Source organism: Chryseobacterium metallicongregator, from assembly GCF_031324065.1.
Taxonomy (GTDB): Bacteria; Bacteroidota; Bacteroidia; order Flavobacteriales; family Weeksellaceae; genus Chryseobacterium; species Chryseobacterium metallicongregator.
The window spans coordinates 73,528-99,929 of sequence record NZ_JAVIXS010000020.1; the positions used below are offsets into that span (position 1 = coordinate 73,528).

Here is a 26,402-nt window from a genome sequence, read left to right on the forward strand (position 1 = left end):
ATACAGCAAAATTGCCACTGAAAAAAAACAAAAGCCTCAACATATGTTGAAGCTTTTATTAATTTATTTTCTACTTATATTAAAAATGTCAATCAATTTCTTTTTTTATCCGGCTTAGCTGTGTAGGGGTAATTCCCAGATAAGAAGCGATATGATGCTGTTTGAGTCGATTATAAAGGGAGGCATTTTCAAGCAATTGCAGATATCTCTTTTTTGCAGTTTCGTATTTCAGGGAAACTTCTAAAGGTTCTTTATTTACCACCCAGTTTTTTTCCAGGTAATACATGTGAAAAAGTGCAAGATCATGATGTTTCTCCAATAATTCACGATACGCTTTTGCGGGATATTGTATCACTGAGCAGTCTTCCAGTGCAATGATATTGAAATCGCTGGGTTCATTTTTAATAATGGCGGCCGTAGAAGCAACAAAGCTGCTTTCTTCAAAAAAGATTTTATAAATATTGTTTCCCTTTTCATCTATGGTATAATATCCTATGAGTCCGGATTTGATGAAATAATAATATCTCGCCATGGATCCGGATTCCAAGAGAAGATCATTTTTGCGGTAATATTCTTCCGTACAGATATCCAATACATCTTTAACCGTTTCTTCGGATAAAGGATAATACTGATTAATATGTTTTACAAACTCTGAATGGTTCATTTGGGAATATTTTACTCAAATGCAATTGCCTTACTTTCTGTCTTTGAATCACAAAATTTCTGATAAAAGATTAAAATCCGATTTTTCTCAAATTTTAAAATATAATCATCTGTGAAAATCTGCGTCATCTGTGGTTAAAAAAGTTTAATCCAGTATTTTTTTCATCATCAGATCCGTTTGTTCTTCTTCTCCCAATCTGAAAATATGTTTGTCAAACTCGACAAATCCGTTTTTTCTGTAAAATTGTAAAGCTCTCAGATTTTCCTCCCAGACTCCCAGCCATAGATAGGATTTCTTGAGTTGTTGAGCCGTTTCCAAAGCCTGATCATACAGTAGCTGTCCTACTTTTTTACCATGATGGCTTTTCTTCACGTAGATTCTCTCAATTTCCAGGCTGCTATCATCCTGAAGTTCTGTCTGAGCATTTCCTGTATTTACCTTCAGATATCCTACCGGATTGTCTTCTTCCCAGGCAATATAGAAATGAGAATCAGGATTATTAAGTTCAGATTTTATTTTTTCAGTATTGAAGCTTTCCTCCAGATACTTTTTCATGGCTTCCTCTGTATTATCTTCTGCAAAAGTTTCAGAAAATGTCTGTATTCCCAAACTTTGTACAATTTCTATGTCTTCAGCCAAGGCTTTGTTAATGATAATTGAACTCATGATAGTAAGAATATATGTTATGAAAAAAGAATTTTCTTAAAAGCTTCAGAAGCCAGGTGAACCTGTACACTCCAGTCGTCTGCAGCATCGCTTCCGGCATCATCAGAGATATATTTCAGGCATAGAAACGGAATGTTTTCCTTTTGGGCAATTAATGCCAACGGATAGGCTTCCATGTCTACGATATTATATACGGTTTCAGAGTGGTTCATTTCAAAACTGTCACCACTGCCGCAAACGCCTTCTTTCAGGGTTTCCATTTTAAGACCGTATTCCAATACAGGTGGTACTCCGGATAACGGTGTTTCATACAATTGAAATCCTAATCCTCTTACATCCATATCTCTCTGGATGAATTTTGTACAGCATACTACTTCTCCTTTGTGAAATCCTTTACTTCCCGCAGAACCTAAATTTACAATCAGTTTAGGTTTTCTTGTATGAATTTCTTTGGTTAATTCGATCGCTGCATTTACTTTTCCGATGCCGGTAATTAATTTGTTTTTATCATCAAAAACGGTTCCTGCTTCGGAATCTAATGCAAAAACAAAAAGGGTATCATCTATTGAATAATGACTTTCGTTGTTAATTTTTATCATTGAGAGATCAGATTTATACAGCGATTGGTGCTGTATGACAAAGATACGAGACTCTATTTAATTAAAAACCCCAAAATAGTTTTATTTTGGGGTTTTCATATCTTAGATACTACATCCATCCGCATTACAGGAAGCTCCGTTTTCACCGGAAAGATCCTTAAACGGGCTCACCGTTTCTTTATATGTCTGCTGAAGTGCATTTTCAAATACTTCTGCAGGCTGCGCTCCGGAAACGGCATATTTTCCATTCAAAACGAAGAAAGGAACTCCGGAAATACCATTGTTTCTTGCCTCCTGAATATCCTGGTTGACTTCATAATCAAGTTGATCTGTTGTAACAGCCTGTCTTGCTTGTTCTTTATCAATTCCTAAGCTTTCGGCCAAAGCAACGAGAACTTCTGTATCTCCCACATTTTTACCGTCAATAAAATGAGCGATAAATAATGCTTCTTCCATTTCATTAGACTTATTATGTTTCTTAGCTAAATGAAGCAATTTATGGGCACTGAAGGTATTGGTGATCAAAGTTTTCCCAAAATTAAAATCAATTCCGGCTCCTTTACCCATTTGCGTTACCTGACCAAGCATTTGTGTAGCCTGAGCTTCTGCAACCCCCTTTTTTTCTCTAAAATACTGAATGGTGTCCTGCGTTTCCTTCGGATCTAAAGTAGGATCCAACTGAAAACTCTTCCACTCCACTTCTACTTCATCTTTAAAAGGAAGCTTATTCAAAGCCTGTTCAAAATTATTTTTTCCGATATAACAAAACGGACACATCACGTCCGACCAGATTTCTATTTTCATTGTATTTAATTTTAAATCAAGAAACTATTTAAACTTATTAAAACCATTAAGGAGAATTTAAGAAATAAAGTATAGTTAAGATGAATCATTCTGATTTTTAAGCCTAAAGCGAATCTTTTCTTAATATTCTCAACATCTTAAACCATTCTTAATGTTTCAAAAATAAAAGCTTAAACAAGTTTCAAATTAATAGTGCAAAGATACTGTATTTTATTTAATGTAACAAAAATTATTACAGTTTAATTCTGACAGGTGGAGAGTACCTGACTGCGCTTCTCCATTATCCCTTTTAGAATCATCATTGCAAAGGCAAGAAGTCCAAAAACAAGACCTATCCAAGGAATGTACTCTACTCCTTTTGTTACGATAACCCATCCTCCAATTGTAGTTCCCAGCGTCACCCCAAGATTTCCAAATGATGTGGCAAGACTGTTGGCAAACTCCAATGAGTCTGGTGCTGAAGAGATCATATAGGTGGATGCATTCAAAAAGCTAGGTGAATAAAGAAATCCCCAGATTCCTATAACTACAATTGTTGCCCATATATTTCCGTCAGAAAAATAGAGAAGAACAGGTACTACAATAGTTCCGGAAAGAAAAATAGCTGTTGTAGCTGCCACATTTTTATTGAGCATTTTTCCGGCTACTCCATTGGCAAATACTCCGATAATTCCAAATAACAAGAGCATATAGCTTACCATTGAAGTATCCATTCCTTTGGCTTTGTTCAGATAATCTGCGAAATAACTGTAAGTAGAAAACCAAGCCGTAATCATGAAAAAATTAGTCAGTGTACTGAGTACAAATGGAGGCTGCTTCAATATTCTGACCTGATTTCCATAAGATTTTTTCTCCTTTACAGGCATTGGAGGAAGAAGGAAATAAATGACAACCAGAGCAATCAAACTGACTATAGTTTGTATCATAAATGAATATTCCCAGGACCACAGACCTGCAATCCATGTTGCAAAAGGAACTGTAGTAACCATGGCAACGGCTACTCCATTAAAAACAATCCCCATGAGTTCATTCTTCTTACGGTCATCTGCCTGAGAAACAGCCACAGATAATGCGGTCGCAATATATACCGGCTGAAGGAATGCAGGCAAAATTCTCACCAACATCAGCAGCCAGAAAGGAGGTGAAAAAGAAGATACAAATCCTGTAATCAGAAACATAAAAATAGCAGTGAGCATTATTTTCTTACGGTCAAAACCTGAGGTAAGCAAGGTCATAAAAGGTCCTGTAAGAGCAATGATTAAAGCAAAAGCACTCAGGAGATACCCAGCTTTGTCTATACTGATTTTATAATGCTCAGCAATTTGCGGTAGAATTCCGATGACACCAAATTCTGTTGTAATAACGGCTATAAATCCAAGACATCCAATGTATGCATATTTCTTCATAGTCCTTTTTATTCGTCAGATTTTAAGTTTTGATGGGCAAAATCAGCCATTTCATTCACTGCAGCCTGTACTTCTTCCAATAGTTCTCCCATGTGCATAAATCCGTGAACCATATCTTTGTAAAGACTTGCTTTAAGCTCAACTCCTGCGTTTTTCATATTTTCAGAAAGCTGTTTTCCATCATCCAGTAAAGGATCATGCTCTGCCAGAATGATTAAGGTAGGTGGCGTTTCTTTAAAATCTTTAATTAAAACAGGAATCGCGAGCGGATTTTCATTTTCTTTTTCCGGAAGATAGCCAGCCCAGGCTTCTATACCGCCTTGTTTGTTAAGAACCGGACCGTTTTCATAGATTTCCCAGGTCTTTGAGTTCAATTGATTGTCTACAGCAGGGTAAATCAAGGCCTGAAATTTCAATTGTTTTCCGAGCTGAGTAGAAACTGCCGTTGATAAAGCTGCTCCGGCACTGTCACCAATGATTCCAACCTTATCAGGATCGATTCCTAAAAATTCTGCATTTTCAAATACCCATTTTACACCACCAATACAATCATTTAAACCAGCTGGAAAAGGATATTCGGGAGCAAGGCGGTAATCTATAAAAATAATAACAGATCCTGTTTTATTAGCCAGTTTACGGACTACAGCATCGTGTGTTTCATAACCACCAGCAATAAACCATCCTCCATGAATATAAATAATAGCCGACGATTGTTGAACATCTCTTCCTTTAGGACGGTAAATCCGGATAGGAATCTGATGATTTTCCTGTGGAATATGCAGTTCTTCAATCATAGCTACTGATTCTTTCTTCCCGCTAAGCTGAAGAGACATGGTTTCAAGAAATTTGCGTGCTCCGTCTAAAGAATCCTGTGGATTGAAGGGTTGTATGGTTTCTAAATGATTTAAAATTTGTGTTATTTTAGGAGTTAATTGCATTTTTATTTTGATTTAAGTTGTTGCTGCTGCGGAAAACATGAGCGCTATTGTCTTTCCTATTGCAGTTATTTTCTGTTTTGATGAACAAAATTAAATCTCAAACCTTACATTTGCATTGTATACAGCTAAATGTATGGTACTAACAAATTTGTAAGTAATGGGCAAAATAAAAGAAAACTCAACGAATAATATCAATAAAAAGTATATCCAGGGATGTGATCTGAGCTATGCAGTATGCAAAATCGGAGGGCGTTGGAAGCTGATCATTTTAAACAAGTTAAAAGACGGAAAATTACGCTTCAGTGAGCTTAGAAACTCTATTTCAGGAATAACGGAAAGAATGCTAACCCTTCAGCTGAGAGAACTTGAAAAAGAAAGCCTGGTAAAAAGAACTGTCCACGCTGAAGTTCCGCCAAGAGTAGACTATGAACTTACGGATATTGCCAGAGAGCTGATCCCCATTTGGAAACAGCTTGATGAATGGGGAGGAAAACACAGAGAAATGATGCAGGCACAGGAAAATATAGAAGAAGTATCATAAAAAAGCTTCGGAGGATTTTATCGCAGATAAAATCCTCCGAAGCAATACATAGGTTTAGGATAAAAAATACTTTTCTTTTTATGCTTTATTTACTTTTTTACAAAACAGGATGTGCGCTATCAGAGCCAGAACTCCAAAGGCCGTTCCTACGAAGCATACACCGGTCCATTGAGCCTTTTGCCAGGCAATAGAAGCCAGCCAGGTTCCCAGTGATCCTCCGATAAAATAAGACACCATATAAACGGTATTCAGTCTATTAACAGCATTTGATTTGATAAGGAAATAATTGGTCTGGTTCATAATGTGACTTGACTGTACTCCCAGATCTACAAGAATTACTCCGACAATCAGCCCCCAATAGGTTTCTCCGGCAAAATAAGTAAACCCCCAGCTTGCTATTACAATCAATAAAGAGTACAATATTATCCGGTTAATATCCAGATACTTTTGAAGCTTTCCCACTTTGGCTGCGGCTAAAGCTCCTACAGCACCTGCTAATCCAAAGCTCCCAACTACAGAAGATCCTGCATTAAAAGGTGGCTTTTCCATATGAAAAACTAATGTGGTAAACAAAGCACACATTGATCCAAATGCCATTGCTCCACGGAAGGATGCCAGCTGAAGAATCGGTTGTGTTTTGGCAAGTTGGGCTACAGAACGCATCAGCTCTTTATAAGTTCCTTTAAAATTGGGAGACAGCTCTGGAAGCATTTTATAAACAGCTAACCAAACAAGGATCATCAGTCCTGCTGCAATTCCAAACATGGCTCTCCATCCCCAGACTTCCCCTACTATTCCCCCTATAAAACGGGAAAGAAGGATTCCCAACAATAATCCGGACATAACCAGCCCAATATTGGCTGATTTCTCTTTATCAGATGAAAGCTCAGCTGCAATCGGGACAAATAATTGCGGAATAACCGATGTAGCTCCAATCAGTAAACTGGCTGCATACAGCATCCACAACTGAGTAGCAAAAGTCATCCATAAAAGTGAACCGAAAACCAGACACAAATCAATTAAAATTAATTTCTTGCGGAAAAACTTATCTCCCAAAGGAACAATCAGCAGCAATCCTAATGCATAGCCAATCTGTGTAAGGACAGAAATTTTACTTGCAGCACTTTCGGAAACCTGAAGTTCTTCAGAGATGAGTGCCAATAAAGGCTGATTATAATAATTGTTGGCGACTACAAGCCCGGAAATAACGGCCATAAGCCAGATGACCGTCCGGGAAATACCATGGGAAGAACTCTCCTGCATTACGTATAAAGTTTTTATTTGAATTGAAAGTCATCTGACAGCAGATCGTCAGATTTTTAAGAGATCAAATATAATCATTAAAAAAAGAAAATTTCCGGTCTTATCTTTTACATCCTTATGAATAATCAGTAATGCTGCGATAAGTAGAATGATTTCAGTATTCTGCCTCTATGATTGTTTTTATTGATCATATATATCGATGAAAAACCTTTTAAATATTAGAAATATTAAGGAAATTTGCAGCATGAAAATTATTCCACTTAAAGAAGGCAATTTTTCTGCAAGCAAAACCAAAGACTTTACGCTTTTAACAGAAGAAAATTTTGATACAATCGGAGGAATCAAAATGTCTGTTCAGCCATTTCTTATCATTACTGAAAATGATTTTATCCTTTTAGATGCTGGGATTGGCTGGAAAAATGAATCCAGAAATACAATGGTTTCAGAAATTCTTAAAAAGGAAAATATTCGTCCTGAACAGATCACAAAGTTATTGCTTTCCCATCTTCATAAAGATCATATTGAAGGAGCTGTAAAGCTTACAGAAAATGGTTTTGAGGCTGCTTTTCCCAATGCTCAGATTTATATTCAGAAACGTGAACTGGATTTTGCAATGGAAAAGAAAGGAAATCCTTCTTTTGATTTTGATGTGCTGGAAAAACTAATTCAGCTTCCTAATATCATATGGATGAATGAAGATCAGGGACAGATCACAGACGAAATTTCATATGAAGTAGTTGGCGGACATACTCCTTTTATGCAGGTGTTCTGGATCAGGGAAAATGGGGAAACTGTTTTTTATGGAGCTGATGATCTTCCGCAGGCTTCTTATTTAAAATATCATTTAGCCTATAAAAGTGATTTCGATGGCAGAAAAGCAATGGAATTAAGACTTACATGGGAAAAGGAAGCAAGAGAGAACAACTGGAAAATTCTTTTGTATCATGATCTGGAGAAATCTGTAGTAGAAGTTTAAATATAAAAAATGGTTTAAATTTCATTAAACCATTTATAGATATCAAATTCAGAAGGAATATTGAGTTTTTTTCTGATCCTGTTTTTCCTGTTTTGTATTGCTTTTGGGGTAACAAAAATACAGGTTGCAATTTCCTTGGTAGTCATATTGAGCTTAAGGTAAATACAAAAGATCAGTTCAGAATTTTTAAGGGAAGGCTGTATATCAGATAACTTTTTAAAAAAATCGGGATAAACCAGTCGGAATTTATTTAAGAGACGAGGGGAATTGCTTTTGGCTAATGCCATTATTTCGTCTTGTACAAGAATCTTTTGGGTTAAATCCTCTAAGTTAGTTTCAGGTTTTCTATTTTTCATAATACTTTTTCATCTCTTATTTCAGATGCCACATCTCTTGTGAATCTGTACAAAGTCTTTTTTTCACTGTTCAATTTGTGTTTTACCGAATCAACATTGGGAACAAAATAATTTTTATGTATTCAAAATTCTATAGCTTTTAATCAATATTACGCAACGATTGATGATGTATAGCCCGCATTTATTGAATGATTATGTTAAAAAAATTACACATATGAATTTCTTTCCATTTTTATACAGGCAAAGAAAGAGAAAATGATTAAAATTTTATTAAATACGTGTACCACATAGATACCACGTTATATATTGAGTCAAAATATCATAATTGCTTTTATCAACTTGTTTCCCATTATTTGCGTTTCTGTTTTGATAGGAAGTAAATGTAATGTGTTATTCCGTTAACTTTTTATGATCTCGATCAATGTTTTCAACCTATTTATCGGAAAAAACTAAATATATGTGGTATATGAATGGTACCACATCATAGGAGAAATAAATAAAATGGGTGTTCCTTTATTACTATAAAATTTTGAAGCATCAGGCAATCTCTCAAAGAGATATTTAAAATTTTAGCTGAAAATAAATAACAACTATGATCCCTGAAAATTTACTCATCTCGTTTGGAGCAGAAATTAAAGACTATAAAGCAGAAGATATTATTTTCCGTGAAGAAGAGTCACCAATATATTATTACCAGATTCAAAAAGGTAAAATTAAACTCAATAATTATACAGAAAACGGGAAAGAGTTTATCCAAAATATATTCTCAGATGGTCATAGCTTTGGAGAATCCTTACTTTTTGTCAACAGACCTTATCCTATGAACGCTGTTGCAATGGTAGATTCAAGTATTTTTATAATGCCGGGACAGAACTTTATGGAGCTGCTCCGGAATAACCCTGAAATTTCATTAAATGTTTATCAATGTCTCGCTGAAAGAATGTATTATAAATATATCATGCTTTATAATCTTTCATTCCAAAACCCTGTTTCCAAACTAAAACTCCTGATGGATTATCTGAAAAGCTACCATGACGATAAAACCCCTTATTCTTTCCAGATTCCCCTTACCCGCCAACAGCTTGCTTCACTTACCGGATTATGTGTAGAAACAGTTATACGAACCATAAAACATATGGAAAAGGATCAAATTTTGAAAATAGAACGCGGGAAGATTTATTATTAAAAGGCAAAAGCCGGGCTGAGTCCGGCTTTTTTTATTATTGCTCTTTATTCTTTATTATTTTCAAGTCCTGAAGATAATTCTTACAGCCTTCAAAATCGAAATATTTTTCTTTTAATAATTTCACCTGATAAGATATAGGAAGATATTTCCCCCACTTAGAAAAATCAATAATTTCAGGTCTGTTTTCTAATAAATCATTCAGTATTTTATTAATATTTTGCTCTATATCAGAACTAATGAAGACTGTTTGTAGTTCTTCTGTGGTATAGTTTTCTATTTCAAAAGCACTTTTTTGAGGATCCAATGCATTCTCTATATTCAGACTATTCAATAACAATTCTATAGTACGGTTAATTCTTGAACTTGTAAAAGAATAAAAAGTAAGCTTTTCATTATGCTCCAACAAAGGTCTTTCCTTTTTGAAATCACTGATGGTAAAAGAAGAAAATTCACTTCGTAAAAGAATAATGATTTGTTGAGCAACATCATCCAGAAATTCATATTGTTCTTTAGAAATAAGTATTTCAAACATTTTTTCTCTGATCTGATGAGCTGTATCCGCAGCATCTCCGAAAAATTTAGGTTTCTTACCATCTCGGGCAGGGATTACCTCTATTTTTTTTGTCTGATAATCAATATCTTTTATGCTCCATATTTTAGCCGAAAGATAAATATTTTCATCTATTCTTATTTGTGGAGTTAAAGGTAATTCTCCAATTTTCACTCCGTTACTGGCTACTTTAAAAAACACAGGGGTACTAAAAAGACTGTAGAACTCTTTCGTGTTTACCACTTCTTCTCCATCTATACCAATGATCAATTCATTTCCTAGTTTTTCAAAAAAATCAATAGCAATAAGATGGCTGATGATTTCTTCTGTTTCTTCTATACTAATTTCTGTAAAGGCAGAATTTCCTTTCATTTCTTCTACAAGTTTAGATAAAGAAACTCCGGAAGAGCTTTTAACAATAGATAAAAGCTGATGAACCATTACATCATATGGCTTTTTGTTGATATAAACAGGCTCTATATAATGTTCCTGATAGAGCATCCAACATGCCAGAGACTGTAATAAGCTCCATGTTTCTGTTGCATACAGGAATAAATTACTGGCTTTACCTTCTCTTCTACCACTTCTTCCTACACGCTGAATAAGTGAAGCAATACTATGGGTAGCATCAATCTGTACCACTTCATCTACATTACCAATATCTATTCCTAATTCCAATGTTGAAGTACAGGAAATACAAAAATTCTGTAACGTTGAATTTTTAGCAAAAAACTCAACATATTCACGAACTTCTTTATCTACAGAAGAATGATGTGAAAAATAATTTTTGTGTCCCCCTACTTTTTCTGAAATTTGTTTCAACTTCACCGCAACTTCTTCTACTCTTCCGCGGGCATTGGGAAATATTAAAACTTTACTTTCTCTGGTTCGGATGTAAAGGTCTTTTAATAATGGCAAAGGCAGTTCCTCAACAGAGCCTGGGAAATATTTAAATACCACATTAATTGGTTTTGGAGTAGTATCTCTAATAACTTTTGTATGCTCACTATCCCCAAAAAATTCTTTCAGCTCAATATACTGATTTGCATCACTTACCGTTGCAGAAAGCCCGACAACACTGAACTTTTTACCATTTACTTTTTGAAGTCGATTCAATAAAGATTGTAAATGAGTTCCTCTGTCTGAACCTAGAAAAGAATGAATTTCGTCAATAACCACATAATTCAGGGCAGAGAACAGATGGCGTATATTATAAGGTTTATTGACAAACATTGCTTCCAGAGATTCCGGAGTGATAAGAACAATGCCCTCCGGATTCTTCAAAAGTCTGTCTTTAGCTCCTTTAGAAGCTTCACCATGCCATTTTGTGACAGGAACATCCAGATATTCGCAGAGACTTTCTACCCTGAGAAACTGATCGTTAATCAAGGCAATAAGTGGTGAAATATAAAGTACTTTTACACCTTGTTCTTTAAAATTCACCTTAGAAAGAATAGGTAGAAAAGCAGCCTCAGTTTTCCCTGAAGCTGTTCTTGATATTAAAATATAATTATTGTCCGTAGAAATGATTTTTTGAATGGATGCCTCCTGAATAGGTCTAAGACTTTCCCATTTTTTATCCCGGATATATTTCCTGATTGGTTCTGAAAGTAAATTGAAAGCCGTCATAATTCTTCAATACTGTCTAACAGAATAAGATCACTTGGTCTTTCATCTGTGATTTCAATTTCTCCAAAAAGTCTTTTTTTATCAACTTCCGGGTTTTGTCTGATAATATTAAGGATATTCAAAAAGTCCCTGATCACCTCTCTTGGTGTAAGGAATTCTGCTGCCCCTGGTTTGTTGAAAATTTCTTCCATAAAAGTGGAAATCTCCTCATCTGTAATATTCAGTTCTATTTTATAGTTAAAATCAAAAATAAGTTTCAGTTTTTTTAACAGAACAAATATTTCATTATGGTTCAAAGGCATCAGCTTAATCACAGGCTGTGCAAAATCACGGAATTCAGAAGTTTCAAATTTATTGGCTTCCAGTCTTGATTTCAGAGCCTTATAACTAAACAAACCTCTTCTTTCGTTTTCCAGAAATTCTTTTGTTCCGGCAAAATTGATGAAAAGATTAGCTACTTTCCCTTGAAAGCAATCATTATATATAGATAAAATTTTCTCATAGTTTTTCTCACGCGAAGCCATAGTAGAAATTTTATAGAGGTTGATGGCTTCGTCCAAATTGATCATAAAACCACTGTAACCCATGCTTACAAAAAGTTTACAAAAGTTTTTAAGCATGTCATAATAATTGGAATCATTGATGATTTCTCTGACTCCTAAATCCTGTCTTGCTTCTGTCTTAGTGCTATACTCTCCTTTCAACCATTTCAGGGCATTTCTGCGCAATAATTCATCTCCTTTGATATAACCTTCATAGTATTTAACAATAGCAGAACCAAAGTCAAAACCGCCCACTTCTGTAATTTCGTTGACTGTTTTCATAATAGAATTCTGAATTAGCCCCAGGTACTGATCATTTCGGATCTCTAACAAGGATAAATGGTTTTCTTCTGCTGTTTTTGCAATCACCTGCTCAATCCACTTTTCAAGTAAAGTCTGCAAAGCACCGCCTTCTGGTTTCGTTTGGATGGCAATATTGTCCATAATCGCAGAATATAGGATTACACTTTTTCCATCATTAGAGTAAAGTCTGTTATCCGGTGTGAAATCAGCATTGGCTACCACGAATTTTTGTTTTAAAGCCACTGTATTCAGAAGATGAAGCATAAAAGATTTTCCACTTCCGAAATCTCCGATCCAGAATTTTACCAGACTGAGACCGTTTTTAACATCATCCAGAGAACTTATAAAAGCATTAATTTCTTCAGATCTCCCAACGGTAATATGTTGTACTCCTATTTTAGGTACTACACCGCTTACCAGAGAGTTGATAATAGAAGTAGCTTCTTTTGGTTTAATATTGTCAATCATTGTTTAAAAGTTTTTTATAATAATTTGTGTTTATAATAAAGTATCCGTCTTCTTCTTCAATCAGAATATCATCAAGAAGTTCAAAGCAGCATTCATTAACGGAATCTATGGTAGAACCCATAAAGAGGCCTTTTATTTTAATAAAATCCTGAAGTTCTTCCTGTGGGATATTGAAACTATGCTTTTCAAATAAGTCAAGAAGATCTTTTTGTAAATCGGTTAAATGAAGATCATTCCTGTATTTGCAAACCTCAATTTCTGATATCTGTGGAGTAATGGTTATTATTAATTCTTCTTCATCAACAGATTCTGTTTGCTGTACGAAAAGTATTTCTTCTTCGCTGTCATCATTGAGAATCTGGCCTAATATATCCGCTGTTTCAGAATGTTGCGCCTGAATATTTTTAATTGCATCATGATCAATCTTAATTCTCTTTCTTTTAGGAAGATAGAACTGACTGATTTTCTCAAGGGCTGCATTCATATTTCTGTCAGCTATAAAATCATTCAGGATCTTTTCAAAGTCAGAAAGTAATTCTTTAGTAAAAAACAGGTTTTTCTGAATGTTTTTCGGAAATTCCCTTTTATCAAATTTAGGAGAATTCAGATCCTTTTCTAAATAATGAATATAAAGTCTCAATGCACAATTTTTGTCATGCTCTGCCACAAATTTTGAAGATTCAAAAAAGATTGCATCTACAGATGGATTTTTGATATTAACATCTGTCAGTCTGAAAATTTCTCTCTCAAAGGCTAATGGATTAGAATAATCATCCCGAATCAGTTCAAATTTTGACTTCCAGCGGTTGGTATTATTTTCATTAAGAATAATATTGGTTTTGTAATCCGCATCAAGAATCTGAAATTGATTTTCGATCAGGAAATTTTCAAGCTTTAAAACGATTTTTTTATTGTACTGATAAAGAATATCCTGATCAGTATAATTGAAATCAGTATTTATTTTCCTTTTGATACCATACACTTCACGGACATTATTTTCACATAGTTTTAAAATATGATTGAAAATTTCTGTCTGTACAGAACTGTAAATATAACTGTAGTTCAGGCTGTCTTTTTTATAGTTATAACGCAGACAGACGATGATTTCCGACAATTCATCAATGACAGTTGCATATGATTTATTGACCGGAATACAGTTGGCATAAAGGTAGTCTATTGATCTTAAGAACTGCTTTATAATTTGTATTCTGCAAAATTCAATCTCGTTGAACACATTATTAGAAAAAGACAAAGGATCGAGTATGGCAGTCTGATTCTCATTAAGATTAAGTTTTCGGCTGTATTTCTTACCAATTTTCCATAAGTCTGTATCATAAGACCGATGTTGATCCTCAGGATTCACAGCAATAAAATTTTCATTTCCAAAATCAATGGGAATTTCAGAATTTCCGGAAACATCGATAATAAAAGGATCTGTAGGTGATGAAACTTTATCGTTCGACATAGTGTATTTGTGGGGTTATCATTATAAACTATTCTGAAGAGCTTTTTCAAATAGAATCAAAAATATCAAACTCATGAACTAAAATAATGGTGTGCCCAGATTTTCTGAGATCTAAAGCTTTTTCCACTTTTCTTCCATAGCACGAATAACTCCAGCAGGCATTGTTCGTATCCCCGATAATCAGATAATCTGTCTTTTTGGAGATGCTATTCACAGAAATCCCACCTTTATTGGTAATAGCCTTCTGCAGCTCACTTCTGTTGCCTCTGCTTAGAATTCCGGTAATACAGAAGGTTTTATTTTCAAAAATAATTTCAGGATCTACAGCACAAATTCCAGAAATAGAAACACCTTCGGTATCTTTTTCTACTTTTTCAGCAATGTCTGTATTTTTCAACTCAACAAACTGTTTAATAAAAGCTGTAAGAACAGCTCTTTCTTCTTCTTCTATTTTCTTGTCTGCAACGATGGATAAAACAAGGCTCCTGATTTCATCATAAGGGTAATATGAATTCAAATGTTCATTTTCAGACAACCATTCGTGGAGCTTAAAAATTTCCTCATCATTGAGGATACCATCAGCCAGTATGCCATGAAAGATCCCCTGCAAAAGCTGTAAATCTGATGTAATTCCATTATAGTATATACTGTCATGTTCATATTTCTGACAAAGCCAGTAGAGATCTTCAACAGCTTCCTTAGCAGGAATTTCGTTGGATACAGTATTTTCAATTAACAGCATAAATTCGCGGAATGGATTTCTGTTAATCAGATCATAATGCTCTTTGGCCCATAATCTGAGTTCATCCATTTCTTTGCCATCAATAATATTATCGGAAAGAATGCCTAATAAAAGTCCTTTTAAAGAATTAATGGCTTTGTCTGCTCTTGCTTTGGAAGTAAGAACCTGTAAATCAAGGTTTTCAAAATCGCTCATCTTAATACAATTGTGTTTATTAGTTAATTAGTTTTTTGATTATCAATCAATTTTCTAATATAAGTAATATAATGACTCAAATGTATTGAAGATCTGGAAATATTTTTTACGGTTTTCCACAATGAAATAAGAGAAATGGTGAAAATAGAACTGCAACTATCTTTATTTCATCAATCTTAAAATGTTATAGGCTGCAGTTATTGATCCAACTCTTTCTGAAACTCTTCCAGATATCGGGAAAGGTGAATTCCATCTGCCAATCCGTGATGTGCTTCAATTGACACCGGAAGATATTTTCTTCCTTCTCGAATGTTGAATCTTCCAAAAGCAATTTTAGGAATCGATTCTGTTGTGTTAAAATCAGTAGGATGCAATATCGCACTAAATGAGTTCCATGGAATGGTGGTGTGCCTGATGTGGTCTTTCCCCAACCTTTCATTGCTAAGTCTCAACCCTGTACTTTCATGTACTCCTTTTATCTCCTCCTGCAGAGCTGCATTGAATGTTTCGAAATCTTCTGAGAAAGGAGTGAATGAAAAACCGAAAGTACCATCCGGTCTTCCAATCGTACTACCAGCATGAACGGTATCAAACTGTATCACCTGCCCATCAATAATTCTCAGCTTTAGCTCATCTACTCTATTGATCGCCACCATAGATTTGTGAAAATAATAGGCAAAAAATGAATACCCTTTTTCTCTTGCTGTACTGTAGGCGTGTGTACAGTCTACCTCTGTTGTAAATCCAAAATAAGGGCTTGCCATGTTAGAAAAAAATTCAAAATGTTCTTTTCTGTTCCAGTTCTCTATATCTACGATCCTCATTGATTCTTATTTGTTGCAAATTTCTGAAAGTTTATCCGGTTTTAAAAGTTTATGCTTAAAAATATAATTAAAACTTAATTTTGTAAAATACCTATTTGGTCGATATTTTGCTGCAAAACAATGGTATTTTATACTTTCATTGATTTACTTTTTCAACTAACTCCTTTTCATCCAGGAGATTGAAAATATACAAACTTAATTAATAACAAAATAAAAGATAGGATAATGGAAAAAGTAGGATTTATCGGATTAGGAAATATGGGCCACCCTATGGCAAAAAATATTGAAAAAGCGGAATTTCCACTTTCAGTTTATAACAGATCATCAGAAAAAGCCAAAGATTTTGAAGAAAAATCTACAGTCTACACCCAAATTAAAGACCTTGTACAAAATAGTGATATTATTTTCACAATGTTAACCAATGACCATGCTGTAAAAGCAGTATATAAAGAAATTCTTCCTTTAAACATTCAGGGAAAACTCTTTGTGGATATGAGTACTATTTCTCCGGAAACGTCCACAGAAACCGCTGCCACTCTCAAAATAAAAGAAGCTTCGTTTATTGATGCTCCCGTAGCAGGAAGTACTTTACCGGCAAAAGAAGGAACACTGATCATTATGGCAGGAGGCGAAGAAAAAGACATTCAGCGCGCCATGCCTTATCTTTTGAAAATGGGAAAATCTGTAAAACATTTGGGTGAAAACGGAAAAGGAATCGCAGGAAAACTGTCTATCAATTATTTTCTGTCCACTATTTATCAGGGACTGGCGGAAACTGTTTTATTAGCCGGAAAATTAGGAATTGAACGATCAGACATGCTGGAAATCATCAACGAAAGTGCCAGTGGAAGCGGTGCTACCAAAGTAAAAACACCGATGCTAATTACTGACCAGTACGCTCCGGCATTTGCCCTTGATCTGATGCTGAAAGACATTCTTCTTGCAAAAGATGCAGGAGCAGATTATCCTCTGTCCGAAGCTTTGATTCAAACGTATCAAAATGCACACAACAAAGGTTTTGGTGAAGATGATGTGATTGGAATCATCAATTATTTGAAAACAATAGGATAAATACAGAGATTATGAATTACAAAGGAAACCGTTGGTCTGCCAGAAAAGTAAATCAGATTTACATCGTTAGTCTTGATAATCATTCCAATATTGTAGAAGGTTTAACGGACTTTATTCAAAACCAAAACATCCAGGCAGGAGAAGTAACCGGTATAGGAGCTGTGAGTGAAGCTACTCTCCGATTCTTTAATCCAACCACCAAAAAATATGTAGATAAGACTTTCAAAGAACAGATGGAAGTCACTAATATTTCCGGAAATGTTTCTGAAATAGAAGGAAAACTGACTCTTCATCTTCATATTACACTCGGAAGAGAAGATTACACCGCTTTGGCAGGACATCTTCTGGAAGCAAAAATTCAGGGAGCTGCGGAATTTATTTTCTATCCATTGAATACAAGAACTGTAAAAATTAAAAATGAGGAAATAGGAATCAATCTCTATGATTTTGAAAAATAATGTTTTGATGCGTTTGAAAATAGTAATTTTGATGAAATATTTATTTGATGTTTGAAGTTCTGCTTTCCCATATCGAAAATAAGGTTGATATCACGGAAGAACAAAAGAATCAGGTTCAGTCTTTTTTTACCCTTAAAAAACTTCGCAGAAAACAATATCTTCTTCAGGAAGGAGATATCTGCAAATCGTTGTCTTTTGTAAGCAAAGGACTGCTGAAGTCTTATTTTCTGGATGAAAAAGGAAATGAGCACATCAATATGTTCGCCTTTGAAGGCTGGTGGATTTCAGATTTCAACAGCTTTATCAATCAGGAAAAATCGGTACTCAATATTGATGCGATTGAAGAAACTGAAGTACTGATGATCACCTTGGAAGACTATGAAAAAATGATGCTGGAAATTCCTGTAATGGATCGCTATTTCAGAATTTTATACCAAAACAGCCTCGTAACGAAAGATTACAGACTCATTGTGTCCAATAGCTATACTGCTGAAGAAAAATATCTTCAACTGGCACAAAAGAATCCGGAAATGATCAAAAGAGTGCCACACAACCTTATTGCCTCTTACCTTGGTCTTGCACCGGAAACCGTAAGCAGAATCCGTAAAAAGAATTCTTTAAATAATACTTGATCCAAATCAATCCAAATGCATGATCCACATCAAGCGTAAGAGCCTGCTGTCAACCATAATTTTGTACAAGAAATTTTACAATACTTATGGAAAATATTGCATTGGTAGTAGGTGCTACCGGAATTACAGGAAGTAATCTTGCAGAAGAATTAATTGCACAAGGCTGGACAACATACGGATTATCCAGAAACCCGAACACCAATATGGATGGGCTTCGTCCCATTAAAGCAGACCTTCTGAATGAGCAGAACCTTGCAGAAGCACTGGAAGGAATCTCTCCCACTCATATTTACTTTACCACATGGATGCGCAACGACACTGAAGAAGAAAACATCCGTGTCAACAGCCTATTGGTGAGAAATCTGCTAAACATTTTATCTCTTAAAAAATCGGTTCAGCATGTGGCATTGGTTACAGGGCTTAAACACTATTTAGGTCCATTTGAAGCTTATGCTAAAGAAGGAGTTTTACCGGAAACACCCGTCAGAGAAGAACATCCAAGACTTCCACTTCCCAACTTTTATTATGCACAGGAAGACGAAGTTTATAAAGCTTCTGAAAGAGATGGTTTTACATGGAGTATTCACAGGCCTCACACCGTAGTTGGATATGCCGTAGGAAATCTTATGAATATCGGAACTACATTGGCTGCATATGCCAGCATCTGTAAAGAAACCGGAAGAAAATTCATCTGGCCGGGTTCAGAGGCACAGTGGAATGGTGTTTCAGATGTAACTGATGCAAGAATACTAGCCAAACAATTGGTGTGGGCTTCATCTACAGAATCTGCAAAAAACCAGGCTTTTAATATTGCTAACGGAGATGTTTTCCGATGGAAATGGCTTTGGAAAAGACTGGCAGACTGGTTCGGTGTAGAAGCTGAAGGTTTCGATGGTACCATAAGACCTCTTGAAAAAGAAGTTGAAAATGATCACGAAATATGGAAAACCATTGCAGAGAAATATAATCTCAAAGAAAGTAACCTTAACCATCTGTCATCTGCGTGGCACACTGATCTTGATCTGGGAAGACCACTGGAAGTGATGTGTAATATGTCTAAAAGCAGAAAATTGGGCTTTACAACTTATATAAGTACAGTAGATTCTTTTACAGAAGTATTTGAAAGATTGAGATCAGAAAATATGATCCCTTAATAATATGTAGGAAAACGCAAAGACATAGGAAAATCATAAATGATTGACAGATTCTCGCAGATTTTATGATTAATCAACAGACAATAAAATAATATTTTGAAATATTCAGAATTAAATTTTATCGGAACTAAAATCTTTGCGCTTTAGAACTGTCACATTGTAAAACCTTTCTTACGTCTTTGCGTTTTTCCAACAGTTAAATTATAGTATAATTGTGTTTTTTTTAATGGTTAAAAGTTAGATCTCAGTAGTTGTCACCCCGAATTTCTTTTTGAAAGAAGAATAAAAGTGAGATAAATTCTCAAAACCCAGATCAAGATAAATATCTGCAGGTTTCTTATCTCTGTTTTTAATCAAATAATAGGCTTCCTTTAATCTTTTTTCTTTCAGCCACTGTTTCGGTGTCATTTCAAAGGTCTTGTTGAAATCTCTTTTAAACCCCGAAAGACTACGCCCTGTGAGCCTTGCAAAAGCATCTACAGAAACATTGAACATAAAGTTTTTATTCATAAAATCCTTAAGATCAATTTTATGAGGTTCAGAAAAATCAAAAAGAAGATTTTTAAAATCCGGATTGCTCAGCAAAAGTAATTCTAAGGCTTCCTTCACCTTTAATGCGGCTAACTTTGGAGGAATTTCCTTTGTTTTATTAATATAAGGAATAAGAGAAGCGAAATAGCTTTTAAAAAAATCATCAGGCTCAAAAAATAACCGTTCATTACTAAGAAATTTGGCACTTACATTGATTTTGTTTTCAGTAGCATACTGTCTCAGCGTTTCATCATCCAATGTCATAGAAACAAACTGATACTTTTCGTGAGCCGAAGGATATTTTATCGTTCTGATCAGTTGATTTTTTCTCACCAGAACCACTGTATTCTCTTTGATTACTGTTTTACCATGTTCATGAAAAGCATGAGTTTCTCCTGAGATCTGAAATCCAAGAAAATGATCCGGAATAAATTCCTCATGGCCTCTGTAAGATTCAAAGGCACACGAATAAACAAGTTGATCAAATATGATTTCAGAAGTATTTTCCATTATACAAATATCTGAAATTTAAGCAATAGCATAAGCTCCTGCCTCCGCAATTTCTTTATCCTGTTCAGGACTTCCCCCTGAAGATCCGATGGCGCCCATAATATTTCCTGCTGTATCTTTTATGACAACACCACCAGGAATAGTCAGAAGCCCTTCATTTGAATTCAGCATTCCATACCCATGAAAACCGGTTTCAGAAATAATGCTTCCCATCACCTCACTGTTTACTCCAAACATCACTGCTGTTTTTGCCTTTTTAACAGCAAAATCAATTACTCCATAAACGCTATCTAGTCTGGCCAATGCAATAATGTGTCCGCCCATATCTACCACAGCAATAGTCACAGGAATATTCATTGATAAGGCTTTTTCTTTGGCTGCATGTAAAGCTTTCTCTGCCGTTTTATAATTCAACTCCATAATATTAGCTTTTTGTGGTCCATGCATCTGCCTGAAGCTGTTTTACAAACTCTTCAGTGTCCTTTGGATGTACATTTCTAAAATTACTGTTGTCATCTAAAGCAACATTTACAATAACATCCGCCATAGACTTAGGATCAAGCTGGTGTGCTAAAGATTCTGCTGCTCCATCAAACGCTGATTCCGGAGTAAAGTTGATTTTCGGATCATACCAATGGAAAATAGAATCTACTCCTCTATCATTGAAACCTGTTCCAAATACGCCGGGATTACACGTTGCAATTTTGATATTGAATGGAGCTAATTCAGTTCTCAGTCCTTCTGCAATAGATTCCAACGCATGTTTGGAAGCACAGTAAGCAGCTACATAAGGAACGGTCCATAAACCTCCCATTGAAGATGTGAAAACAATCTTACCATTCTTCTTTTCAACAAACTTTTTGATATAGCCCTGTGCAAGATTTAAAGCACCAAATACATTTACTTCAAACATAGAGCGGATAATATCTACGGGCTGCTCTGCAATCGGACCACCTTCCATAATTCCGGCATTGCTGATGAGAACATCAATATCATTATATTTCTTTAAAATATAATCTACATCTCTCTGGCTCGTTACATCCAGTTTGTCCACTGTAAGATTCACATCCTGTTCTTTGGCTTCACGGATTAAATCACTCATCTGAGGATAGACCTGTGTAGTGGCGATTACTTTGTGTCCTTTTTTAGCAAGATCAAAAGCCGCTATCTTTCCAAATCCGCTTGCTGCACCTGTAATTAAAATTGTTTTACTCATTGTATTCTTTTTTAATGATGGTACAAATTTCAAAGATTTTAAAAAGGTCAATATTGCCTGGAAGTTCATTTTTATATTGCTGAAAAGTTCAGAAAGTATATCAGAAAAGAATGTTTTCTCAAATAACTCTCCTTTTTACATCATAAAAAAATAGAATTATCGTTAGATTGGTAACCTGTACAATACAACTAATAACGAACATATGCTTAAAATTAAAACACTCTTTTTAATTCTTCTCACCTCCTCTTCTTTTAGCTTAGCTCAAAACTGCACTTGTGAAAGTAATTATCTGTGGGTGAAAAAGACCTTCGAGGAAAATGATGCCGGATATCAGTATATTATTGATAAAAAGGGCGTTTTAGCTTATCAGGCTCATAACAATGACTTTCTGCACAGAATCAAAAATATAAAATCAGATACGGAATGTACCCAGACGATCTATGAATGGCTTAAGTTCTTCAGATCCGGGCATTTTTCAATTTCAAAAATTGGAAATAAAATCCAGGAAACTCAGCCAGTGGTTGTGAATGAAAATACCAAAACAGAACTGATAAAAGTAGATATAGAAAAGTTCAAAAAAGAAGTGTTAAATAAAAAAGAATCAGACATTGAAGGAATTTGGGAAACTGAGCCTTACACTATAGGAATTAAAAAGTTGGGAGAAGTCTACAAAGGCTTTATCATCATATCCGGAGCTGAAAACTGGAAACCAAACGAGTTAAAACTAATTTTCAATGTTGACAAAACCAAAGGAACTTACTATTTAAGAAACAAATCGAGTCAGGAAATAAATAACATACGGTTAGTAGGAAAAAATTATCTTGAAATCAATGACTTTACCCTGAAAAGAGTTTCTCCAAAATTTGAAAAAGAAGAAGGTATTGAAACATATTATCAAGCGATCACAGCCCAAAAACCTTTTCTGAAGGAACTCAACAAAACGACTCTACTTTTGAGAATTCCTTCATTCAACGGTGCTTTGAGAAAAGATATAGATAGCGTCATTACAGCCAATCAATCTAAAATTGAAAGCACAGAAAATCTTATTATTGATATCAGAAATAATGGCGGTGGCAGCGATAACAGCTTTGCCAAAATTATTCCTTATCTCTATACAAACCCTATCAGAAGTGTCAGAACACAATTTTATTCTACAAAACTGAATAATCAAAGGATGCTGGATCTTTATGAGAATTATCAGAAATATGGAATACCTGCAGAGGAAAGAGAATATCTAAAGAAAGCTTATGATAAGCTCAGCCAAAACCCGGGCAGGTTTGTAAGCCTGCAGGACGATGGGAATTTGGTAGGAATTAATAAAATGGATAAAATTTCACCTTACCCAAAAAATGTAGGGATCATCATCAATAAAGGAAACGGAAGTACAGCAGAAGAGTTTTTACTGGCCGCTAAACAAAGCAAAAAAGTAAAGCTTTTTGGAACCACTACAGCAGGTGTTTTGGATATTTCCAATATGTATTTTGTAAATTCTCCATGTAATGAATTTAAATTCGGATATGCACTCTCCAAAAGCTTCCGTATACCTGATATGGCTATTGATGAAAAAGGTATTCAGCCAGACTATTTCATTGATAAAACTATCCCCGATTATCAATGGATTGACTTTGTAAGCGATATGTTGAATGAAAAATAAACTATCCAAGCTGTTTCAAATAGAAACAGCTTTTTTATGCTTTAAAATCCTATTATAATCCTTCCTTTCATTATTTAACACTAAAGATATGAATAGAAACGGGCTTCAGCCCATTTATTCTTTAACACATTCCATTGGAGCCAAAACCTATTATGAATAATCATTCCTACAATATGGAATGATTCATAAGATCTCATACCACAATAATAAAAAAATAAACACTTTATTGTAAATTGGTTAACTTTTTGAAGCTTATTTTCTAAACCAGTCACACCATTGAAATTAATCACATTTACCAAAAAAGGCATTTACTGTCCACAGGGAAAATTTTATATAGATCCCTGGAGACCTGTAGACATGGCAGTTATTACCCATGGCCACGCCGATCATGCCCGCTGGGGAATGAAAAAATACCTTTGTCACCATTTTACCAAACCTATTCTGCATCAGAGAATCGGAACCGATATCGAATGCCAGAGCGTAGAATATGGAGAAGTGATTACCATCAATGGAGTAAAACTTTCACTTCACCCTGCCGGACATATCATTGGTTCTGCTCAGATAAAGCTTGAATATAAAGGATATGTGACAGTAATCTCAGGAGATTATAAAGTTCAGGATGACGGATTGAGCACACCTTTTGAGCTGGTAAGATGTAATGAATTTGTCACAGAAAGTACCTTTGGACTGCCTATTTACAACTGGCTGGAAGTTCCGGATTTAAATAAAAAACTCCAGAACTGGGTGCTGAAAAATAAAGAAAATAATAAAACTTCTGTATTCATCGGGTATTCTTTAGGGAAAGCCCAACGCATTATGAAAGCAGTGGAAGAATTAGGGAAAATATACGTTCATTATTCCATCGGAAAGCTTAATGAAGCCTTTGAAACAGTAGGAATTGAACTTCCAGAATATACCATTGCAGATTTCAGAGAACGCCCAAAAGAGATGGAACACGAAATTGTGATTGTACCACCTGCTTTGCTCGACAGTAATATCATTAAGAAAATTCCAGATCCGGCTACAGCGATATGTTCCGGATGGATGCAGGTGCGTGGCGCCAGAAGATGGCGAAGTGCAGATGCAGGATTTGCGATGAGTGACCATGCAGACTGGAAAGGATTGTTACAAACAGTAAAAGCAACTGAAGCAGAGCTGGTTCATGTTACTCACGGACAGACGGAAGTTTTTTCCAAATATCTGAATGAAACAGGAATTAAAGCAGATGTTGTAGAAACACTTTACGGTGAGGATGAAGAAGAATCTGAAAAAGAAATCTCACAAAATCCGGAATCATGAGACATTTTGCAGACCTTATCAACGCATTGGAAACAACCAATAAAACCAATGCTAAAATTGATGCCATCATTGATTATCTCGAGCGCGCTCCTGATGAAGATAAAGTATGGTTTATCGCTTTATTTACCGGCAAAAGACCTAAGAGAAATGTCAATACCAATTACATGAAAGAATGGGCGCTGGAAATCACAAAACTTCCTTATTGGCTGTTTCAGGAATCTTATTCTGCAGTAGGCGATCTTGGAGAAACGTTATCATTAATTCTCCCGCCTCCACAGGAAAAAATAGAACGTTCATTATCAGAATGGATGAATGATATTGTTAATCTGAAGGGCCAAACAGATACAGAAAAGAAAGAATTTGTACTGCAATCATGGAATGGTCTGGATTATACCGAGCGTTTGATTTTCAATAAATTAATTGGCGGAAGCTTCCGGATTGGAGTATCAGATAAAACATTAATCAATGCACTGACAAAATTTTCCGAGCAGGAATCTAGTGCGCTCATGCACAGTTTAATGGGAAAATGGTTACCGGATGAAGTCACTTTCAAAGAGCTTATTGATGCGGAAAATATAAATCCTGACAACTCAAAACCTTATCCTTTCTGCCTTGCCTATCCTTTGGAAAAAGAAACTGAAGAACTGGGAAATCCTGATGAATGGCTGGTAGAATACAAATGGGACGGAATACGTGGGCAGATCATCAGAAGAAACGATGAAGTGTTCATCTGGTCAAGAGGTGAAGAACTCGTTACAGAACAATTTCCGGAAATTACAGATGCCATAAAAGCAATGAAAGGCAACTTTGTACTGGATGGAGAAATACTTGCAGTAAACGATAGTAAGGTTTTAAATTTTAATGAGTTACAAAAGAGATTAAACAGGAAAACTTTAACTAAAAAAATGCTCTCAGAAATCCCCATAGAAGTCTTTGTCTACGACTTGCTGGAACTGGAAGGCAACGACCTGAGAGAAAAACCAATCTCCGCAAGAAGAGCTTTACTTGAAGAATTATTATTGAATGAGAATCCCGAACGCATCAGTATTTCCCAAAGTCTGCATTTTGAAAAATGGGAAGAGCTGAATTCGCTTCGTGAAAATTCAAGAGAAGTAAACAGCGAAGGATTGATGTTAAAACAAAAAAATTCACCTTATCATTCCGGAAGGAAAAAAGGCGACTGGTGGAAGTGGAAAATCAATCCTTTTACCATTGATGCAGTTTTGATCTACGCCCAAAAAGGCAGCGGTAGACGAAGTGCTTATTACACAGATTATAGTTTTGCAGTGAAGAACGGAGATAGCTTGGTGACCATTGCCAAAGCCTACTCAGGATTAACGGATAAAGAAATCATGGAGGTGAGCCGGTTTGTTACCAAAAATGCCATTGAAAAATTTGGTCCTGTAAGAACGGTAAAAGCGGAACTGATTTTCGAAATTGCTTTTGAAGGCATAGGTTTCAGCAACCGTCATAAAAGCGGTGTAGCCCTACGATTTCCTAGAATTGTAAGATGGAGGAAAGATAAAACTGTAGACGAAATTGATGATTTGGAAGAGATTAAAAAATTAATACAGTAATTATTGTAACGCAATGGCGCAATGACTTTTTGCTTAAGCGTAATATTTTTTGTTCGCAAAGGCACTATGTTCATGAATAGTAAGATATTGTCTTCGCTGAGTGAAACGCCCTTGCGAACGAAAAACAAATAATATCCTATAAAATCTTAGCGTCTTAGCGTTAAAAATTAAATAAAAATAGAA

Annotated in this window: 26 protein-coding genes; 10 read left to right on the forward strand and 16 right to left on the reverse strand. The window is 35.3% G+C overall.

Annotated features, from left to right (window positions below; translation table 11 throughout):
* Window positions 1-88: 88 nt before the first annotated feature.
* From REB14_RS18210 to REB14_RS18235, 6 genes are all read right to left on the reverse strand, one after another.
* Window positions 89-664, reverse strand: a complete 576-nt coding sequence (locus REB14_RS18210; RefSeq protein ID WP_309522915.1) for a Crp/Fnr family transcriptional regulator — start codon at window positions 662-664, stop codon at window positions 89-91.
* Between the two features lie 144 nt (window positions 665-808).
* Complete coding sequence (locus tag REB14_RS18215; RefSeq protein WP_079241673.1) at window positions 809-1,330, reverse strand: GNAT family N-acetyltransferase; 522 nt, start codon at window positions 1,328-1,330, stop codon at window positions 809-811.
* A gap of 17 nt (window positions 1,331-1,347) precedes the next feature.
* Window positions 1,348-1,929, reverse strand: coding sequence for a 5'-methylthioadenosine/S-adenosylhomocysteine nucleosidase family protein (locus REB14_RS18220; RefSeq protein WP_079241672.1), 582 nt, complete (start codon window positions 1,927-1,929; stop codon window positions 1,348-1,350).
* A 102-nt stretch (window positions 1,930-2,031) separates the two neighbouring features.
* Window positions 2,032-2,733 carry a DsbA family oxidoreductase gene (locus REB14_RS18225; protein WP_309522916.1) on the reverse strand — a complete coding sequence of 234 codons (702 nt, stop codon included), beginning with the start codon at window positions 2,731-2,733 and terminating at the stop codon, window positions 2,032-2,034.
* A 239-nt stretch (window positions 2,734-2,972) separates the two neighbouring features.
* On the reverse strand, window positions 2,973-4,139 hold the full coding sequence (locus tag REB14_RS18230) for an MFS transporter (RefSeq protein WP_079241670.1): 1,167 nt from the start codon (window positions 4,137-4,139) through the stop codon (window positions 2,973-2,975).
* Window positions 4,140-4,147: 8 nt separating this feature from the next.
* Window positions 4,148-5,077 (reverse strand): alpha/beta hydrolase, encoded by a 930-nt coding sequence (locus REB14_RS18235; protein WP_079241669.1) that lies wholly within the window; start codon window positions 5,075-5,077, stop codon window positions 4,148-4,150.
* A gap of 157 nt (window positions 5,078-5,234) precedes the next feature.
* Between REB14_RS18235 and REB14_RS18240 the strand changes: the two genes are divergently transcribed.
* A complete protein-coding gene (locus tag REB14_RS18240) occupies window positions 5,235-5,618 on the forward strand; it encodes a winged helix-turn-helix transcriptional regulator (protein WP_079241668.1) in 384 nt (127 codons plus the stop codon).
* A gap of 78 nt (window positions 5,619-5,696) precedes the next feature.
* Here REB14_RS18240 and REB14_RS18245 read toward each other — a convergent pair whose 3' ends face one another.
* Window positions 5,697-6,881, reverse strand: coding sequence for an MFS transporter (locus tag REB14_RS18245; protein WP_309522917.1), 1,185 nt, complete (start codon window positions 6,879-6,881; stop codon window positions 5,697-5,699).
* 244 nt (window positions 6,882-7,125) lie between these two features.
* Between REB14_RS18245 and REB14_RS18250 the strand changes: the two genes are divergently transcribed.
* Window positions 7,126-7,857, forward strand: coding sequence for an MBL fold metallo-hydrolase (locus tag REB14_RS18250; protein ID WP_079241666.1), 732 nt, complete (start codon window positions 7,126-7,128; stop codon window positions 7,855-7,857).
* 14 nt (window positions 7,858-7,871) lie between these two features.
* On the opposite strand, the gene REB14_RS18255 is transcribed toward REB14_RS18250, so the two are convergent.
* Entirely contained in the window at window positions 7,872-8,213 is a 342-nt protein-coding gene (locus REB14_RS18255; RefSeq protein WP_079241665.1) for a helix-turn-helix transcriptional regulator, read from the reverse strand.
* A 592-nt stretch (window positions 8,214-8,805) separates the two neighbouring features.
* On the opposite strand from REB14_RS18255, the gene REB14_RS18260 reads away from it, so the two are divergent.
* Window positions 8,806-9,399 (forward strand): Crp/Fnr family transcriptional regulator, encoded by a 594-nt coding sequence (locus tag REB14_RS18260; protein WP_309522918.1) that lies wholly within the window; start codon window positions 8,806-8,808, stop codon window positions 9,397-9,399.
* Between the two features lie 34 nt (window positions 9,400-9,433).
* On the opposite strand, the gene REB14_RS18265 is transcribed toward REB14_RS18260, so the two are convergent.
* From REB14_RS18265 to REB14_RS18285, 5 genes are all read right to left on the reverse strand, one after another.
* Window positions 9,434-11,578, reverse strand: coding sequence for a DEAD/DEAH box helicase (locus REB14_RS18265; protein ID WP_309522919.1), 2,145 nt, complete (start codon window positions 11,576-11,578; stop codon window positions 9,434-9,436).
* Window positions 11,575-12,891, reverse strand: a complete 1,317-nt coding sequence (locus REB14_RS18270; protein WP_309522920.1) for an ATP-binding protein — start codon at window positions 12,889-12,891, stop codon at window positions 11,575-11,577. Before REB14_RS18270 ends, REB14_RS18265 begins: the two co-directional genes overlap by 4 nt.
* Window positions 12,884-14,356 carry a tellurite resistance TerB C-terminal domain-containing protein gene (locus REB14_RS18275; RefSeq protein WP_309522921.1) on the reverse strand — a complete coding sequence of 491 codons (1,473 nt, stop codon included), beginning with the start codon at window positions 14,354-14,356 and terminating at the stop codon, window positions 12,884-12,886. Before REB14_RS18275 ends, REB14_RS18270 begins: the two co-directional genes overlap by 8 nt.
* Window positions 14,357-14,402: 46 nt before the next feature.
* On the reverse strand, window positions 14,403-15,293 hold the full coding sequence (locus tag REB14_RS18280) for a BRCT domain-containing protein (RefSeq protein ID WP_079241660.1): 891 nt from the start codon (window positions 15,291-15,293) through the stop codon (window positions 14,403-14,405).
* Between the two features lie 197 nt (window positions 15,294-15,490).
* Window positions 15,491-16,117 carry a chloramphenicol acetyltransferase gene (locus REB14_RS18285; RefSeq protein WP_079241659.1) on the reverse strand — a complete coding sequence of 209 codons (627 nt, stop codon included), beginning with the start codon at window positions 16,115-16,117 and terminating at the stop codon, window positions 15,491-15,493.
* A 210-nt stretch (window positions 16,118-16,327) separates the two neighbouring features.
* On the opposite strand from REB14_RS18285, the gene REB14_RS18290 reads away from it, so the two are divergent.
* The 4 genes from REB14_RS18290 (at window position 16,328) to REB14_RS18305 (ending at window position 19,432) form a co-directional block, all read left to right on the forward strand.
* Window positions 16,328-17,188 (forward strand): NAD(P)-dependent oxidoreductase, encoded by an 861-nt coding sequence (locus REB14_RS18290; RefSeq protein WP_262487991.1) that lies wholly within the window; start codon window positions 16,328-16,330, stop codon window positions 17,186-17,188.
* An 11-nt stretch (window positions 17,189-17,199) separates the two neighbouring features.
* Complete coding sequence (locus REB14_RS18295) at window positions 17,200-17,646, forward strand: PPC domain-containing DNA-binding protein (RefSeq protein ID WP_079241657.1); 447 nt, start codon at window positions 17,200-17,202, stop codon at window positions 17,644-17,646.
* 47 nt (window positions 17,647-17,693) lie between these two features.
* A complete protein-coding gene (locus REB14_RS18300) occupies window positions 17,694-18,278 on the forward strand; it encodes a Crp/Fnr family transcriptional regulator (protein ID WP_079241656.1) in 585 nt (194 codons plus the stop codon).
* An 86-nt stretch (window positions 18,279-18,364) separates the two neighbouring features.
* Window positions 18,365-19,432 carry an SDR family oxidoreductase gene (locus REB14_RS18305; RefSeq protein WP_309522922.1) on the forward strand — a complete coding sequence of 356 codons (1,068 nt, stop codon included), beginning with the start codon at window positions 18,365-18,367 and terminating at the stop codon, window positions 19,430-19,432.
* A 237-nt stretch (window positions 19,433-19,669) separates the two neighbouring features.
* Here REB14_RS18305 and REB14_RS18310 read toward each other — a convergent pair whose 3' ends face one another.
* From REB14_RS18310 to REB14_RS18320, 3 genes are read right to left on the reverse strand one after another with little or no spacing between them, the layout of a single operon-like run.
* Window positions 19,670-20,473 (reverse strand): helix-turn-helix domain-containing protein, encoded by an 804-nt coding sequence (locus tag REB14_RS18310; protein WP_079241654.1) that lies wholly within the window; start codon window positions 20,471-20,473, stop codon window positions 19,670-19,672.
* A gap of 18 nt (window positions 20,474-20,491) precedes the next feature.
* Window positions 20,492-20,893, reverse strand: coding sequence for a GlcG/HbpS family heme-binding protein (locus REB14_RS18315; RefSeq protein WP_079243917.1), 402 nt, complete (start codon window positions 20,891-20,893; stop codon window positions 20,492-20,494).
* A gap of 4 nt (window positions 20,894-20,897) precedes the next feature.
* Complete coding sequence (locus REB14_RS18320) at window positions 20,898-21,689, reverse strand: SDR family oxidoreductase (protein WP_309522923.1); 792 nt, start codon at window positions 21,687-21,689, stop codon at window positions 20,898-20,900.
* Window positions 21,690-21,984: 295 nt separating this feature from the next.
* Between REB14_RS18320 and REB14_RS18325 the strand changes: the two genes are divergently transcribed.
* The 3 genes from REB14_RS18325 to REB14_RS18335 all read left to right on the forward strand — a co-directional run bounded on the left by REB14_RS18325 (window position 21,985) and on the right by REB14_RS18335 (window position 26,219).
* A complete protein-coding gene (locus tag REB14_RS18325) occupies window positions 21,985-23,343 on the forward strand; it encodes a S41 family peptidase (RefSeq protein WP_238594405.1) in 1,359 nt (452 codons plus the stop codon).
* A 276-nt stretch (window positions 23,344-23,619) separates the two neighbouring features.
* Window positions 23,620-24,642 carry a ligase-associated DNA damage response exonuclease gene (locus REB14_RS18330; protein WP_309522924.1) on the forward strand — a complete coding sequence of 341 codons (1,023 nt, stop codon included), beginning with the start codon at window positions 23,620-23,622 and terminating at the stop codon, window positions 24,640-24,642.
* Window positions 24,639-26,219, forward strand: coding sequence for an ATP-dependent DNA ligase (locus REB14_RS18335; protein WP_309522925.1), 1,581 nt, complete (start codon window positions 24,639-24,641; stop codon window positions 26,217-26,219). The genes REB14_RS18330 and REB14_RS18335 overlap by 4 nt, the downstream gene beginning before the upstream one ends.
* Window positions 26,220-26,402 lie beyond the last annotated feature (183 nt).